Below are 13,412 nucleotides of genomic sequence, written 5' to 3' on the forward strand. Positions count from 1 at the left end.
GCCGTTCGTGCTCGTCCCCACCGGTTACCACCGGCGGGGCCGTGGTCATGCGTCTCCCGTGCCGGCGTCGTACCGGCGTCGTGCCGGTTCAGCCGGCGAGCGCGTAGCCCGCCTCCTCGACGGCCGCGCGGACGTCCGCCTCCGCGACCGGGGCGGCGCTGGTCACCTTGACCGCGCCGGTCGGCAGGTCGACGGCCACGTCGGTCACGCCGTCGATCTTGGTGACCTCCTCGGTCACGGACGCCACGCAGTGACCGCAGGTCATGCCGGTGACGGTGAAAGTGGACTCGGCCATCGTGAACTCCCGGTTTTCGTCGTGTCGGTTCAGGACCGCACCAGGCGTGCGATCGCGTCGCTCGCCTCGCGGACCTTGGCGTCGGCGCCCTCGCCGCCCTGCGCCAGCGCTTGCGCGACGCAGTGCTTGAGGTGCTCGTCGAGCAGCCCGAGGGAGACCGCCTGCAGGGCCTTGGTCGCCGCCGCGATCTGGGTCAGCACGTCGATGCAGTACTCGTCGTCCTCCACCATCCGCTGCAACCCGCGGACCTGCCCCTCGACCCGGCGCAAGCGCTTGAGGACGGCATCCTTGTCCGAGGTGTAACCACGCACGTCCCACACTCCCTTCGGCCACCCGTCGTGTTCCGACGTGGTGCCTTCAGGGACATTTATACCCCCAGGGGGTATCAGGGTCAACTCGAACGGCACGCCTGGTGACCGCCGTCACGCACGATGGGGCCGTACCAGCACCCTACCCCCGTACTGTATCGAGGACGGGTCACCGCACCGCCCGCGCGGGTCGCCCGGGTTCAGCCGGCGCAGCGGAAGACGAGGGCCGCGGCGCTTGTGCCGGCCGCTGTGCGATCCGGTCGCCGCACGTGCCGCGCAGGCGGGCGGCGGCGCGCCGACCCACCTCACCGCCACGGCACCCGGCGTTGACGGGCGTGGCGGTCCCGGCCGCATGATGGTCCGATGCGCAGGCGGGTGTTGTCCGTGGTCGGGGTGACCGCCATCATCGTGGCCGTGGTGTTCGGCGGCGCGTTCGCGTTCCAGCGCAAGCTCATCTACCTGCCGACCGGCGGGCCGCTGCCCGGTGCGGCCGAGGTCCTGCCGGGCGGCGTGGACGTCACCCTGACCACCGGCGACGGCCTGCGCCTGGCGGCTTGGCACTTCCCGGTCGAGTCGGCGCGCGCGACCGTGCTCGTCGCGCCCGGCAACGCCGGCAACCGGCACCTGCGCGTCCCGCTCGCCCGCGCGCTCACCGCTCGGGGCCTGTCGGTGCTGCTCCTCGACTACCGCGGCTACGGCGGCAACCCCGGCGACCCGACCGAGGGCGGGCTGGCGCTGGACGCGCGCGCGGCCCGCGAGTTCCTGGTCCGCGACGCCGGTGTGCCGCCCGAGCGGGTGGTGTACTTCGGCGAGAGCCTGGGCGCGGCGGTGGCCGCCGAACTCGCCACCGAGCACCCACCCGCCGGGCTCGTGCTGCGCTCGCCGTTCACCGACCTGGCTTCCGTCGGCGCGCGCCACTACCCGTTCCTGCCGGTCCGGTGGCTGCTGTCGGACGAGTTCGCGACCGAGCGGCACGTGGCACGCGTCGACGCGCCGGTCACCGTCGTCTATGGCACGTCGGACACGATCGTCCCGCCCGAGCAGAGCCGCGCGGTGGCGACGGCGGCACGCGGCCGTTCCGTCGAGGTCACCGGAGCCGACCACAACGACCGCGTGCTGCTGGACGGTCCGCAGCTGGTCGACGCGATCGCCGACGCGGCGCGGCCCTGACCGGCTACCAACCCTCGTCGGCTACCAACCTTGATGGGCTACCAACCCTGGTCGGGCTCCGGACCGTCCTCGGGCAGCGGCACGACGCGGTTCTGGTCGGCGACGTCCGCCGGATCGGCCTCGGACACCTCCGGCGGTTCCGCATCGGGTTGCGCCCGGCCGACGGAGGCCTCCTCGTCCTCCACCCCGGCGTCGGTCTCCGGCTCGACGGGACGCAGTTGGTCCGCCACGTCGTTCCACGGCTTTTCCAGGCTCATCGGTGTGATCCTCCACAACGGCGCGGGCAGGACGGCGCCCGCCGCGACCAAGCGTCGCAGCGGGCGGACGGATACGACGGTCAGAAGTGGATTCACACACCATCGGGGGACTCAAACCCGCGGTGCCCGCCCAATCGCGTCACAAGACGCGGGCCGGGGCACCAGCGCCCGCCGGGCGCGGCACCCGGAGATCGGTGGGGGCGAGCCACCTCGCCGAACGAGCCGAGTCCCCGTTCGCGGTCACCTCCTCATCGAGCACACGTTCAGCCACCGTCGATGTGAGCCACCGTCGATCCGACGCGCGGAGGAGCCCGCTCCCGCGGATCGACCCGGGCGGAGGAGGAGCCCGCTCGCGCGGATCGACCCGATGCGCCACACGGACCACGTGACGGGTCGCCGGCCCGACGGACCGGTCGCGGCGGCGAGACCCTCCGGACGCCCCTCGCGCGATGTACCAGGGACGGCGCCGGATGACGGCACCGAAGTTCGCGGCCACGATCGCGTCGAACTCGGCGTCGAACCAGCCCTGGTCCGCCAGGACCACGTCGACGAAGCCGGCCCGCCCGACCTCGCTGTTCGACCAGGGCCACTCACTCGCCGCGACCACGCGCATCCTGGAGCCGGAGGACACGCTGGCCGCCGCCCGCGCCGAGATCGCCGACCTGCGCGGCCGGCTGGAGGCGGGCGACGGCCCGGCGTCAGGTGGTCCAGTCGTCTGACAGGCCGGACACCACGACCTTCTCGCCCGCCGCGCTCAGGTGCGCGGTCACGTCGCCCAGCTTCAGGTCGGACAGGGTCAGCTCACCCCACCGCGGCGGCAGGTGCGGTCTGGTGGCCAGCGTCCGGCGCGGCACGTGCGGCTCCAGCCCGAGGCACGCGCGCACCAGCAGCAGCGGTGACGCGCTGGCCCACGCCTGCGGCGAGCACGACGTCGGGTACGGCACGGGCGGGCTGAAGTCGTCCCGGGAGAACCCGCAGTACAGCTCCGGCAGCCGGCCGCCGAACGCCTCGGCCGCGTCCAGCAGGCCGTCCGCCAACCGGTGCGCCAGCTCGACCGCGCCGGGCAGGTGGGCGTAGCGCAGCAGGCCGGCCACCGCGATGGCCGTGTCGTGCGGCCACACGGACCCGTTGTGGTAGCTCATCGGGTTGTACGCCCCCATGGACGACGAGAGCGTGCGCAGGCCGTAGCCGCTGTCCATGTCCGGCTCGGCCAGCCGCCGGATCAACGTGGCCGCGTGCTCGTCGGTCGCGATCCCGGTCCACAGGCAGTGGGCGGTGTTGCTGGTCAACGCGTCCATCGGCTGCTTGTGCCCGTCGAGCGCGACCGCGTACCAGCCCCGGTCGGGCAGCCAGAACGCCTCGGCGAACCGCTGCCGCAGGTCCGCGGCGCGTGCGCGCAGGCGTGCGGCGGTGGCGTCGTCGCCGAACCCCTCGGCCAGCTCGGCCCGCGCGAGCCACGCCCCGTACACGTACCCCTGCACCTCGCACAGCGCGATCGCCGGGATGGCGGGCCTGCCGGAGGCGTCGTTGATGCCGTCGAAGCTGTCCTTCCACCCCTGGTTGACCAGGCCGCGGTCGGTGGCGCGGCGGTACTCCACGAAGCCGTCGCCGTCGCGGTCGCCGTACCGGTCGACCCACGCGAGCGCGGCGTCGGCGGCGGGCAGCAGCGAGCGCACCACCCCGGGATCCGCGCCCCACCGCCAGCACTCGGCCAGCAGCATCACGAACAGCGGCGTGGCGTCGACGGTGCCGTAGTAGTGGGTGCCGCCCAGGACGGCCGTGCTGTCCGGGCCGACGCGCAGCTCGTGCAGGACGCGTCCCGGTTCCTCCTCCGTCAGCGGGTCGACGACCTTGCCCTGGGTCTCGGCGAGGGTCTGCAACGTGCCCAGCGCGAGGCCGACGTCCAGCGGCAGCGCCATCCACGCGGTCAGCAGGCTGTCGCGCCCGAACAAGGTCATGAACCACGGCGCGCCCGCGGCGACGAACGGTCGGCCGTCGCGCGCCGGGTCGTGGATCTGCAGCGCGCCGAGGTCGCTCCCGGTGCGGCGCAGCACGCCCGTCAGCACCGGGTCGGCGGCGGTGACCAGCGTGCTGGTCTCGCGCCACGCCCGGATCTTGCGCGCGGGCCCGCTGGCCTCCAGCCGCTCGCCGCGGCGGAACTGGGGCTGGACCGGTCGGCCGGACACGGTCGGCTGCACGACCACCTCGGTGGACCACCGACCACCCGCGGGCACGACCACGTGCCAGCTCAACGCGCCCGGCACCACGACGGGCTCGGCGGTGGCGGTGAACGACACCCCGCGCGAGCCGTCCCTGCGGTCGCGCAGCACCAGTTCCGGTCCGGCGGTGGTGGCGTCCGACCCGCCGGGCACGGCGCGGCCCTCCTTGACCGAGAACAGGTCGGCGAAGTCGGCGTCCACGTGCAGCTCCAGCCGCACGGCGGTGGCCTCGCGGCCCAGGTTGTCGACCGTGATCGTCTCCCGCATCCCGTCGCCGACCAGCCGTTCCCGCACCAGCAGCAGGGTGCTGTCGGCCAGCCCGGCCGCGGGCGGCCTGCGCAGCACGAACCGCGCCGCGAACGCCTCGGGGTGCGACACCGACAGCGGGTGGGGTGCGCGACCGTCCAGCCGGAGCTGCCACCGCGACAGCACGCGCGCGTCGCGGAAGAACAGCCCGTGCGACGTGCCGGGCTCGATGTCGCCGGTGCCGCCGGACAGGCAGAACGTGCTGCCCTCGACCAGGGTCGTGGTGCCGCCGACGTCACCGGCGAACGCCGGCTCGCCCGCGTTGAACGGCTCCGGTGGCAGGTCGGCGGTCACGCGCGGTCCCCCGAGGCGTGCAGCGCGGGCCCACCGTCGACGTTGCGCTCGTAGACCCGGTCGAGCGCGGAGTCCAGCGCGGCGTAGTCGCGGCGCAGCGAGCTGAGCGAGCCGTCGGCGGCGATCGCTGAGCGGTACGCGGCCTCGTACCCCGCACTGAGGCCGTCGACGTCGAAGTGCGCGGCGACGTGCGCGCGGCACGCGGCCGGATCCAGGTCGCGCACGTCGTGCAGCGCGGCCACCAACTCCTCGGGGTCGTCGAGGACCAACCCGGTCACGCCGTCCACCACCACCTCCGGCACCGCGCCCGCGCGCAACGCCACCACCGGCGTGCCGCAGGCCATCGCCTCGATCATGACCATCCCGAACGGCTCCTCCCAACGGATCGGGAACAAGAGGCACCGTGCGGCGGACAGCAGCTTGCGCTTCTCGGACGCGTCGGCGACGCCGAAGACGTGGTCGCGCCCGGTCAACCGGGGGCGGACCTCGGCCTCGAAGTACTCCTTCTCGATCGGCTCGGCGCACTTGCCCGCCAGCACGAGCGGCACGCCGGCGGCGTGGGCGGCCTCCAGCGCCAGGTGCGGCGCCTTGTCGGGGTGGAAGCGGCCGAGGAACAACGCGTAGTCCTCTTTCTTCGCGCGGAACGGCCAGTCGCGCAGGCGCAGCGCGTTGTGCACGGTGGCGACCCAGTTCAGCTCGGGCGCGAGTGCGCGCTGCCGGTCGCTGATGGCGACCAAACCGACGTCGCCGCCGAGTTCGCGGTAGTAGCGGCGCATGTCGGTGTCGACGGGTCCGTGCACGGTGGCCACGGTCGGCAGGCCCATCGCGGCGAACGCGGGCGCGTTGAGCGGCCCGGCGAGGGTGTGGTCGTGCACGACGTCCAGGCCCTCGGCGGCGGCGAGCCGTTCGACCTCCCGGCGGACGGCGGCGGCGTGGACGATCTCCGGGAACGGCTCGCCGAGGCGTTCGGGGACCGTGCGGTTCCACACGGGCACGAACCGGGCCGCGGTGCCGGGCTCCCCGCGCCGAGTAGGAACACCGCGTGACCGCGGGCGACGAGCGAGTCGGCGAGGTCGGCGACGACGGCCTCCACGCCGCCGTAGGCCTTGGGCGGGACGTCGAAGTACGGCGGGGCCACGAGCGCGACGCGCAACCGGTCGTGGGCGGTGCGGCGAGAGGGCGTTGCGGCGGACGGCAGGGTGCTCAAGTCGACCTCCTCCGGCGGTCACCGGGAACTCGGGAACTGTTGGCACTCAACGCCTCAGAGTGCTAACAAAGATCGTGGGCGGCGCGCAACACCGTCCGCCCCGAAATGACGTCGATCACACTCAAGCAACTTGAGCCGGTCGTGCTCAACTTCGAGAGGCGGAAGCTCACCCGCCGACTGGACACCGCGCGGGCGGAGATCCGCGCGCTGCGCGCGCACCGCGACCGGATCTGCCGCACACCGGTCGAGCCGGAGGCGCAGGCCGTCGCCGAGCAGCACTGGGCCACCGCGGAACGGGCCGCGACGCGAGTGCGGGAGCGGTCGGAACGGCTCGTCGCCGAGCTCGACGCCCGTCGACGGGAGTCGGAGGCCGAGCACCGGAACCTGATGCGGGAGGCCGGTGAGCGCATCGTGGCCGCGACGCGGGAGGCCGAACGGCGGCGGCGTGAGCTGGACGAGCGGGCGGCGGCGTTGCGGGACGAGGTCCGGGTCGACTTCGAGGTGGCGATGAGCGCCCGGCGGGCCGAGGCGATGGCGGCGATGGCCGAGGAGGAGGCCGCCGCACGGGCGCGGGCGGAGCGGGTGGTGCGCGAGGCCGAGGACCACGCGCGACGCATCGTGACCGACGCCCGGCGGCAGGTGGAGGAGTTGCGCGGTCGCCGTGACCGCATCGCGGCCGGGCTGCGCGACGCGCGCGCCCTGCTGGCCGAGGCGACCCCGCTGCTGCACGCGGCGCCGGACGAGATCCCGGCACAGCGGACGCCTACCGACCTCGACCGGTCCGCCGCCACCTCCTGATCGGGCGCGCGACGCCGCGAGCACACCACCGGAGCCGATCCGCCCGACCACGTCGGGTCCACCCCCCCGGCACGCCGGTCAGGCCCGTGCGATCACGTGGCCCCGCCGGATCCCCTCAAGGCACGAGACCGGCACGTCGGGCCGCCTGCGCGATGAGCGCCGCGGTCAGCCCGCCCCGGCGGAACGGGAACGTGTGGGCGCCGCGCACGACGGCCGACCACGCGTCGGGCGCGGCGGCCGTGAGCCGGTCCACCCAGGGCTGCGGCGCGAACCCGTCCCGCTCGCGGCGGGCGGCCACCCCGATCCTCCCGACTCTGGACGGACCGTCCAACACTCAGACTTTATGTCTAAACTGCGGGTATGACAGCGGACGCGATACTCGGGGCACTCAAGGACCTGGTGCCGGGGTTGGCGGCGACGTTCGGCCGGTCGTGCGAGGTGGTGCTGCACGACTACCGGCGGCCGGACAACTCGGTGGTGGCGGTGGCGGGCGAGGTGACCGGGCGGCGCGTCGGCGGCGCGATGAGCGAGATCGGCCTGGCCGTGCTCGCCCGCGGCAACGAGGCGGTCGACGAGCTCAACTACCTGACCCGCACGCCCGACGGCCGGGTGGTCAAGTCGTCCACCATGCCGCTGCGCGACGAGCACGGCGACGTGTTCGGCGCGTTGTGCGTGAACCTGGACGTGACGGCGTTGCGCCAGGTCGGGGACCTGCTCGCGGACCTCGCCGGTGGTGGCGGCACGGCGACGACCACGACGTTCACCGACGACGTCGACGAGGTCGTCGACGCCGTCGTGCGCGCCGAGGAACTGGCCCTGGCCAAGCCGGTGGCGGGCCTGGCCAAACCCGACCGCCTGCGCCTGCTGCGGGCCCTCGACCATCGCGGCGTGTTCCACCTGCGCGGCGCCGCGCCCCGGGTGGCCGCACGGCTGGGCATTTCGCGCGCCTCCCTCTACGCCGATCTGGCCGCGTGCCGCACCGAACCCACCGATGAGGAGCGATGACCCCCTACCTGCTCGTGGACGAGTCGAAGGTGCGGCGCAACGTCGACCGCCTGCGCGCCCACCTCGGCGCGCTCGACACCCCCCTGCGCCCGCACGTGAAGACGGCGAAGTCGGTCGACGTCGCCCGACTGGTGTTCGACGGCGGCACGGGACCCATCACGGTGTCGACGTTGCGCGAGGCCGAGTCGTTCGCCGACGCGGGTTTCACCGACATCGTCTACGCGGTCGGCATCGCACCGTCCAAGTTGGACCGCGTGCTCGCGCTGCGGCGGCGTGGGGTGGACCTGGTGGTGCTGCTGGACAGCGTGGCACAGGCCCGTGCGGTGGCCGAGGCGTCGACCAGGGCGGGCATCGCGATCCCCGCCCTGGTCGAGGTCGACTGCGACGGCCACCGCGGCGGCGTGCCGCCCGGCTCGCCCGAGGTGACGGCGATCGCCGCCGCGCTCGACGGCGCGGAACTGCGCGGCGTGCTGACCCACGCGGGCGAGTCGTACTTCTGCTACACGCGTGACGCGCTCGTCGAGGCGGCGGAGGCCGAACGCGCCGCCGCCGTCCGGGTGGCCGAGGACCTGCGCGCGGCGGGGTTCGCGTGCCCGGTGGTGAGCGTCGGCTCGACGCCCACCGCGCACGCCGCGGCCGACCTGACCGGGGTGACGGAGGTCCGCGCGGGCAACTTCGTGTTCTTCGACCTGGTGATGGCGGGCATCGGCGTGTGCTCGGTGGACGACCTCGCGCTGTCGGTCGTGGTGACGGTGATCGGCCACCGGCCCGGGAAGATCATGACCGACGGCGGCTGGATGGCCACCTCGCGCGACCGCGGCACGTCCCGGCAGCCGGTCGACCAGGGTTACGGCCTGGTCGCACCGCTGGACGGCCCGCCGTTCCCCGACCTGCTGATGACCGACGCGAGCCAGGAGCACGGCACCCTGTCCGTGCGGCCCGGCAGCGACGCGCCGCTGCCCGACCTGCCGATCGGCACGCTGGTCCGGGTGCTGCCCAACCACGCGTGCGCCACGGCCGCGCAGCACGACGCCTACCGCCTCGTCGGTGACGCGGGCACGACGTGGCGGCGGGTGAACGGCTGGTGATCTTCCTGTCCGAGGAGGAGTCGAGCGCGCTGGTCACCCGGGACCTGGCTTACGCGGCCGCCCGGTCGGCGTTGCTGGAGGCGGCGGGTTCCGGTGTCCTGTTCCCGGCCGTGGTGGGGCACGGGTCGTCGCCCGCCAACCGGTTCACGGTCAAGTCCGCCGCGGCGGCGGAGGCGGCCGGGGTGAAGATCGGCAGCTACTGGCCGGGCAACGCCGAGCGCGGGGTGCCGCGGCACAGCTCGGTGGTGCTGCTGTTCGACCAGGACACCGGCCGGATCGGGGCGGTGGTCGAGGCGGGCCTGGCGAACGCGTTCCGCACCGCCGCGGCCGACGCGGTCGCGGCCGACGTGCTGGCCCGGCCGGACGCCCGGTCGTTGGCGGTCTTCGGCACGGGCCCGCAGGCGTGGCACGAGTGCTTGGCGCTGGCCCGGGTGCGCGACCTCTCGGCCGTGCACGTGGTGGCGCGCGATGCCGGTCGTGGCGCGCGGTTCGCGGCCTCGCTGGAGGCCGAGGGCCTGGCGGCCGCGGTGACCGGACCGGAGGAGGCGTGCCGCTCGGCGGACATCATCGTCACGGCGACCACGGCACGCGCGCCGTTGTTCGAGGCGGGGTGGGTGCGGCCCGGCACGCACGTGGCGAGCATGGGGTCCGACGCCGAGGGCAAGCAGGAGCTGCCGGTGGAGTTGCTGGCGTCCGCGCGGCCGTTCTGCGACTGGCCGGCGCAGTCTGCGGTGCTCGGCGAGTTCCAGCACGTGCCCGACGTCCGGCCGACCGCGGTGGGCGACGTGCTCGCGGGCCGTGCGCCGGGACGGGAGGCGGCCGACGACGTGACGGTGTTCGACAGCTCGGGCATCGCGCTCCAGGACCTGCACCTCGCCCTGGCCCTCCTGCGTGCCGCCGGCCTCACCCCGCGGTCCGCCAGGTAACGACCGCATTGCGAAACGGTGCCCGCACCCGCGACCGGGGGTTGTGATGCAGCTCATCAAGACGCATGCTTGCGGCCGGTTGGGAGCGCTCCCAGGCAGCGCTCCGTGAGGAGCAGACGAGTGAGCAACGGAGCGGGACGACGGCGCGTCGGGCTGACCCTGGCGGCGACCGCGGTGTGCGCGTTGATCGGCGCGAGTGGCGCCGGAGCGGAGGGGATCGTGACGGCTGCGGGACCGCCCCACCTGCCCAAGGGCACGTCGTTCTACGTCGAGCCGGACGGCAACGCCGCGCGCCAGGCCGAGCAGTGGCAGGCCGAGGGCCGGGTCGCCGACGCCGAGCTGATGCGGGGCGTGGCCGCCCAGCCGACCGCGATCTGGTTCACCACGGCGGGCGCCGAGCAGGTGCGCGAGAACGTGCGGAACGTCGTGCGGGCCGCGCGGGCCAAGCACCAGGTGCCGGTGCTCGTGGCGTACTTCGTGCCCTACCGGGACTGCTCGCAGTGGTCCGCGGGCGGCGCGCGCAGCGAGCAGGAGTACAAGGAGTGGATCGACGCCTTCGCCGCCGGCATCGGTGACGAGAAGGCCGTCGTGGTGGTCGAGCCGGACGGCCTGGCCCTGCTGACCAGCGAGCCGTGGTGCACCATCGGGCCGGACGAGGAGCTGGTGCCGCAGCGGTTCCGCGAGATCAACCACGCCGTGGACGCGCTCAAGCGCGGCAAGCACACCCGCGTCTACCTGGACGCCGGGCACTCGGCGTGGCAGGCGCTCAACGACTACGACGCGGGCTACGGCGAGCCGCGACAGCAGCTGGGCATCGTCAACCGCCTGCTCCGGGGCGGTGTCACGCGGGCGGACGGGTTCGCGCTCAACACCTCGAACTACCGCTTCACCGAGGACCTCGTCCAGTACGGCACGCGCGTGTCCAAGTGCATCTACCTGCGCACGGAGGAAGGTGCGACCAGCTGCCCGGCCGACGCGGAGCTGGACGCGATGCCGGTGCGCAAGTCGAAGATGACCCACTTCGTGCTCGACACCAGCCGCAACGGCCGTGGCCACTACACGCCCGGCGAGGGTGAGACCGACTGGTGCAACCCGCCCGGCCGCGGTCTGGGCGCACGTCCCACGGCGAACACCGGCATCCCGCTGGTGGACGCGTTCCTGTGGATCAAGCGCCCGGGCGAGTCGGACGGCGAGTGCCAAGGCGGCCCGGCCGCCGGCCGCTGGTGGCCCGAGCAGGCCCTGGAACTGGCGAAGCTCGCCTCTCCGCCGCTGCGCTGAGGTGACGCGGGGCCGCCTGACGACCGCCCAGGCGGCCCCGACCCACCACCCCCACCACTCGCCGGGCAGCGGCACGGCGTCTCGGACGGCGGCGGTAACCTGGGCGGGTCAGGCGGATCACGGCGAACCAGGGGTGGCATTGTTCAGCGTGCCCGAGGCGCGGGAAGAGCTGGCCGGGCTGCTGCCCGTGCTCACGGAGATCGTCGCGATCCGGGCCGACGCCGCCGAGCTGGCGGCCTCGCTCAACGGCGGCGGACCGACCGACCTCGGCGGGCTGCCCGAGCTCAAGGCGGCGCAGGCCCGGCTCGACGAGTTGATGACCGCGGTGCAGGAGACCGGTGCCGAGCTGAAGGGCTTCGCTCCCCTGCTGGTCGACTTCCCGTCCGAGCTCGACGGCGTGCCCGTGCTGCTGTGCTGGCTCGAAGGCGACGAAGGCCTGGACTGGTACCACCGCACGGACCTGGGCTTCGCCGGACGACGTCCGCTGGCGTGACCACGGGCGGGTGAACCGGATCCGGTCCACCCGCCCGCACCCTCGCGGTCGGTCGGTCCTCGTGCCCTAGAAGGCGATGGACCAGGCGTCGACGTTGCCGGTGTCGTAGGTGTAGATGTCCTTCACCCGCAACTTCCACGTGCCGTTCTTGTTCTCCGCCGACGTGTCGACCTTGAAGGTCTCGTGGATGCCGTCGGCGTCCTTGCTGGTGCCCGCGGGCCGCAGCGCGAACACCGCACCGCTCGGACCGATCAGGTCCACCGCCAGGTCGGCCACGTACGGGTGCACGATGTCCACCTTCACGGCGGTCGCCGCGACGCCCTTGCCCTCGCAGTCGGCCACCACGATGTCGGACGTGACGGCCTCACCGGCGTCCGGGATGGCCACGTCGTCGGCGTTCGAGCCACCGGCGCAGGTCGGCGGGTTCGGTTTGTCGCCGCCGATGAACCCGGTGTGCAGCAACTTGTTCGGCGAGCCCGGCCCCGAGTTCTTGACCGCGCCGGCGGTGGCGTTGTCGGTCAGGGCCTTGGCCACGTCGGCCGGGGACGCCGCGGCCGCGGCGCCCAGGTACAGCGCCGCCGCGCCCGCCACGTGCGGCGACGCCATCGACGTGCCGCTGATGGTGCGCTCGGCGCCGTTGTTCCAGGCGGAGGTGATGTTCTGGCCGGGCGCGAAGACGTCGGTGCAGGAGCCGAAGTTGGAGAACGAGGCCCGGTTGTCCGCGTCGTCGGTCGCGTTCGCCGTGATCGCCTCGGGGGTGCGCGCCGGCGAGGTGTTGCACGCGTCGCGGTTGTCGTTGCCCGAGGCCACGACGACCGTGACGCCGGCCGCGACGGTCTTCTTGACCGCGTTGTCCACCGACGTGTTGGCCGAGCCGCCGAGGCTCATGTTGGCGACCGCGGGCTTGGCCGCGTGCTGCGCGACCCAGTCCAGGCCGCCGACGATCTGCGACCACTGGCCGGAACCCTGGCAGTTGAGCACCCGGACGCCGACCAGCTTCACGCCCTTGGCCACGCCGTAGGTGGTGGCGCCGATGGTGCCCGCGACGTGCGTGCCGTGGCCGTGGCAGTCCTGCGCCTCGGCGTCGTCGTCGACGAAGTCGTGCCCGTCGACGGCCCGGCCGCCGAAGTCGGCGTGCGTCTTGTGGACGCCCGTGTCGATCACGTACGCGGTGACGCCCGCGCCGGTGCCCTTGGCGGTGTACTTCTTGTCCAGCGGCAGGTTCTTCTGGTCGACCCGGTCCAGCCCCCAGGGCGGGTTCTCCTGGGCGCCGGTGGCGTGCGCGACGCCGTCCTGCTCGACGTACTCCACCGCCGGGTCGGCGGCCAGCGCCCGCGCCTGGTCCTCGGACATGGCGGCGGAGAAGCCGCGCAGCACGGTGGTGTAGGTCAGCTTGACCTCACCGCCGTAGGTCGCGACCAGCGACTCCGCGACGGCGGGCGTCTCCTGCATGTCGACGTGGGACTCCCGCAGCGCGACGATGTAGCTGCCCGCCACCGCGCCCTCCCGGTCGGCGCCGAGGATCCGGCCCTCGCCCTGGCGCCCGGCGCCGTGGCCGGGGTCGACCCCGACCAGCAGCAGGCCTGCCGTCGCCAGGCAGGCCGTGACGACCCGTCGCCGGGTCGAGCGATCGTGTCGCATCGGTCGTTCTCCGTTCCACTGGACCGCCCAGCAGGGGTTTCGTGAAGACAGGCGGCCACGTGGACCCACCCTCCGGCGACGAGGGACGTCTAACGATCCGGGTAGCGGCACGTAGGGCTGTGCGAAC

General features: G+C 73.8%; 15 protein-coding genes. 8 read left to right on the forward strand and 7 right to left on the reverse strand.

The window, feature by feature from the left end:
* Window positions 1-88: 88 nt before the first annotated feature.
* Together AB0K14_RS21940 and AB0K14_RS21945 are read right to left on the reverse strand one after the other, a co-directional pair.
* A complete protein-coding gene (locus AB0K14_RS21940) occupies window positions 89-295 on the reverse strand; it encodes a heavy-metal-associated domain-containing protein (protein ID WP_360455343.1) in 207 nt (68 codons plus the stop codon).
* A gap of 29 nt (window positions 296-324) precedes the next feature.
* A complete protein-coding gene (locus AB0K14_RS21945; RefSeq protein WP_360455346.1) occupies window positions 325-606 on the reverse strand; it encodes a metal-sensitive transcriptional regulator in 282 nt (93 codons plus the stop codon).
* A 360-nt stretch (window positions 607-966) separates the two neighbouring features.
* Between AB0K14_RS21945 and AB0K14_RS21950 the strand changes: the two genes are divergently transcribed.
* Window positions 967-1,773, forward strand: a complete 807-nt coding sequence (locus AB0K14_RS21950; RefSeq protein WP_360455349.1) for an alpha/beta hydrolase — start codon at window positions 967-969, stop codon at window positions 1,771-1,773.
* 38 nt (window positions 1,774-1,811) lie between these two features.
* Here AB0K14_RS21950 and AB0K14_RS21955 read toward each other — a convergent pair whose 3' ends face one another.
* Window positions 1,812-2,030 (reverse strand): hypothetical protein, encoded by a 219-nt coding sequence (locus AB0K14_RS21955; RefSeq protein ID WP_360455351.1) that lies wholly within the window; start codon window positions 2,028-2,030, stop codon window positions 1,812-1,814.
* A gap of 470 nt (window positions 2,031-2,500) precedes the next feature.
* On the opposite strand from AB0K14_RS21955, the gene AB0K14_RS21960 reads away from it, so the two are divergent.
* Window positions 2,501-2,749, forward strand: a complete 249-nt coding sequence (locus AB0K14_RS21960; protein WP_360455354.1) for a hypothetical protein — start codon at window positions 2,501-2,503, stop codon at window positions 2,747-2,749.
* Here the strand turns inward: AB0K14_RS21960 and AB0K14_RS21965 are convergent.
* Window positions 2,729-4,849 carry a glycogen debranching N-terminal domain-containing protein gene (locus AB0K14_RS21965; protein ID WP_360455357.1) on the reverse strand — a complete coding sequence of 707 codons (2,121 nt, stop codon included), beginning with the start codon at window positions 4,847-4,849 and terminating at the stop codon, window positions 2,729-2,731. The two genes, AB0K14_RS21960 and AB0K14_RS21965, sit on opposite strands and share 21 nt — an antisense overlap.
* The gene (locus tag AB0K14_RS21970; protein ID WP_360455360.1) at window positions 4,846-5,838 is read right to left on the reverse strand and encodes a glycosyltransferase; all 993 of its coding nucleotides are present in this window, start codon (window positions 5,836-5,838) and stop codon (window positions 4,846-4,848) included. The genes AB0K14_RS21965 and AB0K14_RS21970 overlap by 4 nt, the downstream gene beginning before the upstream one ends.
* A gap of 323 nt (window positions 5,839-6,161) precedes the next feature.
* Between AB0K14_RS21970 and AB0K14_RS21975 the strand changes: the two genes are divergently transcribed.
* Window positions 6,162-6,854: a hypothetical protein gene (locus AB0K14_RS21975; protein ID WP_360455363.1), complete on the forward strand. Its 693-nt coding sequence runs from the start codon at window positions 6,162-6,164 to the stop codon at window positions 6,852-6,854.
* Between the two features lie 115 nt (window positions 6,855-6,969).
* Here AB0K14_RS21975 and AB0K14_RS21980 read toward each other — a convergent pair whose 3' ends face one another.
* Entirely contained in the window at window positions 6,970-7,152 is a 183-nt protein-coding gene (locus AB0K14_RS21980) for a hypothetical protein (protein ID WP_360455366.1), read from the reverse strand.
* 62 nt (window positions 7,153-7,214) lie between these two features.
* Between AB0K14_RS21980 and AB0K14_RS21985 the strand changes: the two genes are divergently transcribed.
* The 5 genes from AB0K14_RS21985 to AB0K14_RS22005 all read left to right on the forward strand — a co-directional run bounded on the left by AB0K14_RS21985 (window position 7,215) and on the right by AB0K14_RS22005 (window position 11,644).
* The gene (locus tag AB0K14_RS21985; RefSeq protein ID WP_360455369.1) at window positions 7,215-7,859 is read left to right on the forward strand and encodes a helix-turn-helix transcriptional regulator; all 645 of its coding nucleotides are present in this window, start codon (window positions 7,215-7,217) and stop codon (window positions 7,857-7,859) included.
* Window positions 7,856-8,947, forward strand: coding sequence for an alanine racemase (locus AB0K14_RS21990; RefSeq protein ID WP_360455372.1), 1,092 nt, complete (start codon window positions 7,856-7,858; stop codon window positions 8,945-8,947). Before AB0K14_RS21985 ends, AB0K14_RS21990 begins: the two co-directional genes overlap by 4 nt.
* Window positions 8,944-9,873 carry an ornithine cyclodeaminase family protein gene (locus AB0K14_RS21995; protein WP_360455375.1) on the forward strand — a complete coding sequence of 310 codons (930 nt, stop codon included), beginning with the start codon at window positions 8,944-8,946 and terminating at the stop codon, window positions 9,871-9,873. Before AB0K14_RS21990 ends, AB0K14_RS21995 begins: the two co-directional genes overlap by 4 nt.
* A 120-nt stretch (window positions 9,874-9,993) precedes the next feature.
* Window positions 9,994-11,151, forward strand: coding sequence for a glycoside hydrolase family 6 protein (locus tag AB0K14_RS22000; RefSeq protein WP_360455378.1), 1,158 nt, complete (start codon window positions 9,994-9,996; stop codon window positions 11,149-11,151).
* A gap of 133 nt (window positions 11,152-11,284) precedes the next feature.
* Entirely contained in the window at window positions 11,285-11,644 is a 360-nt protein-coding gene (locus AB0K14_RS22005; protein WP_360455381.1) for a DUF2203 domain-containing protein, read from the forward strand.
* Window positions 11,645-11,710: 66 nt separating this feature from the next.
* On the opposite strand, the gene AB0K14_RS22010 is transcribed toward AB0K14_RS22005, so the two are convergent.
* Window positions 11,711-13,285, reverse strand: coding sequence for a S8 family serine peptidase (locus tag AB0K14_RS22010; protein ID WP_360455384.1), 1,575 nt, complete (start codon window positions 13,283-13,285; stop codon window positions 11,711-11,713).
* Window positions 13,286-13,412: the final 127 nt, after the last annotated feature.

The organism is Actinosynnema sp. NPDC050801, from assembly GCF_040673975.1.
Lineage (GTDB): Bacteria > Actinomycetota > Actinomycetes > Mycobacteriales > Pseudonocardiaceae > Actinosynnema.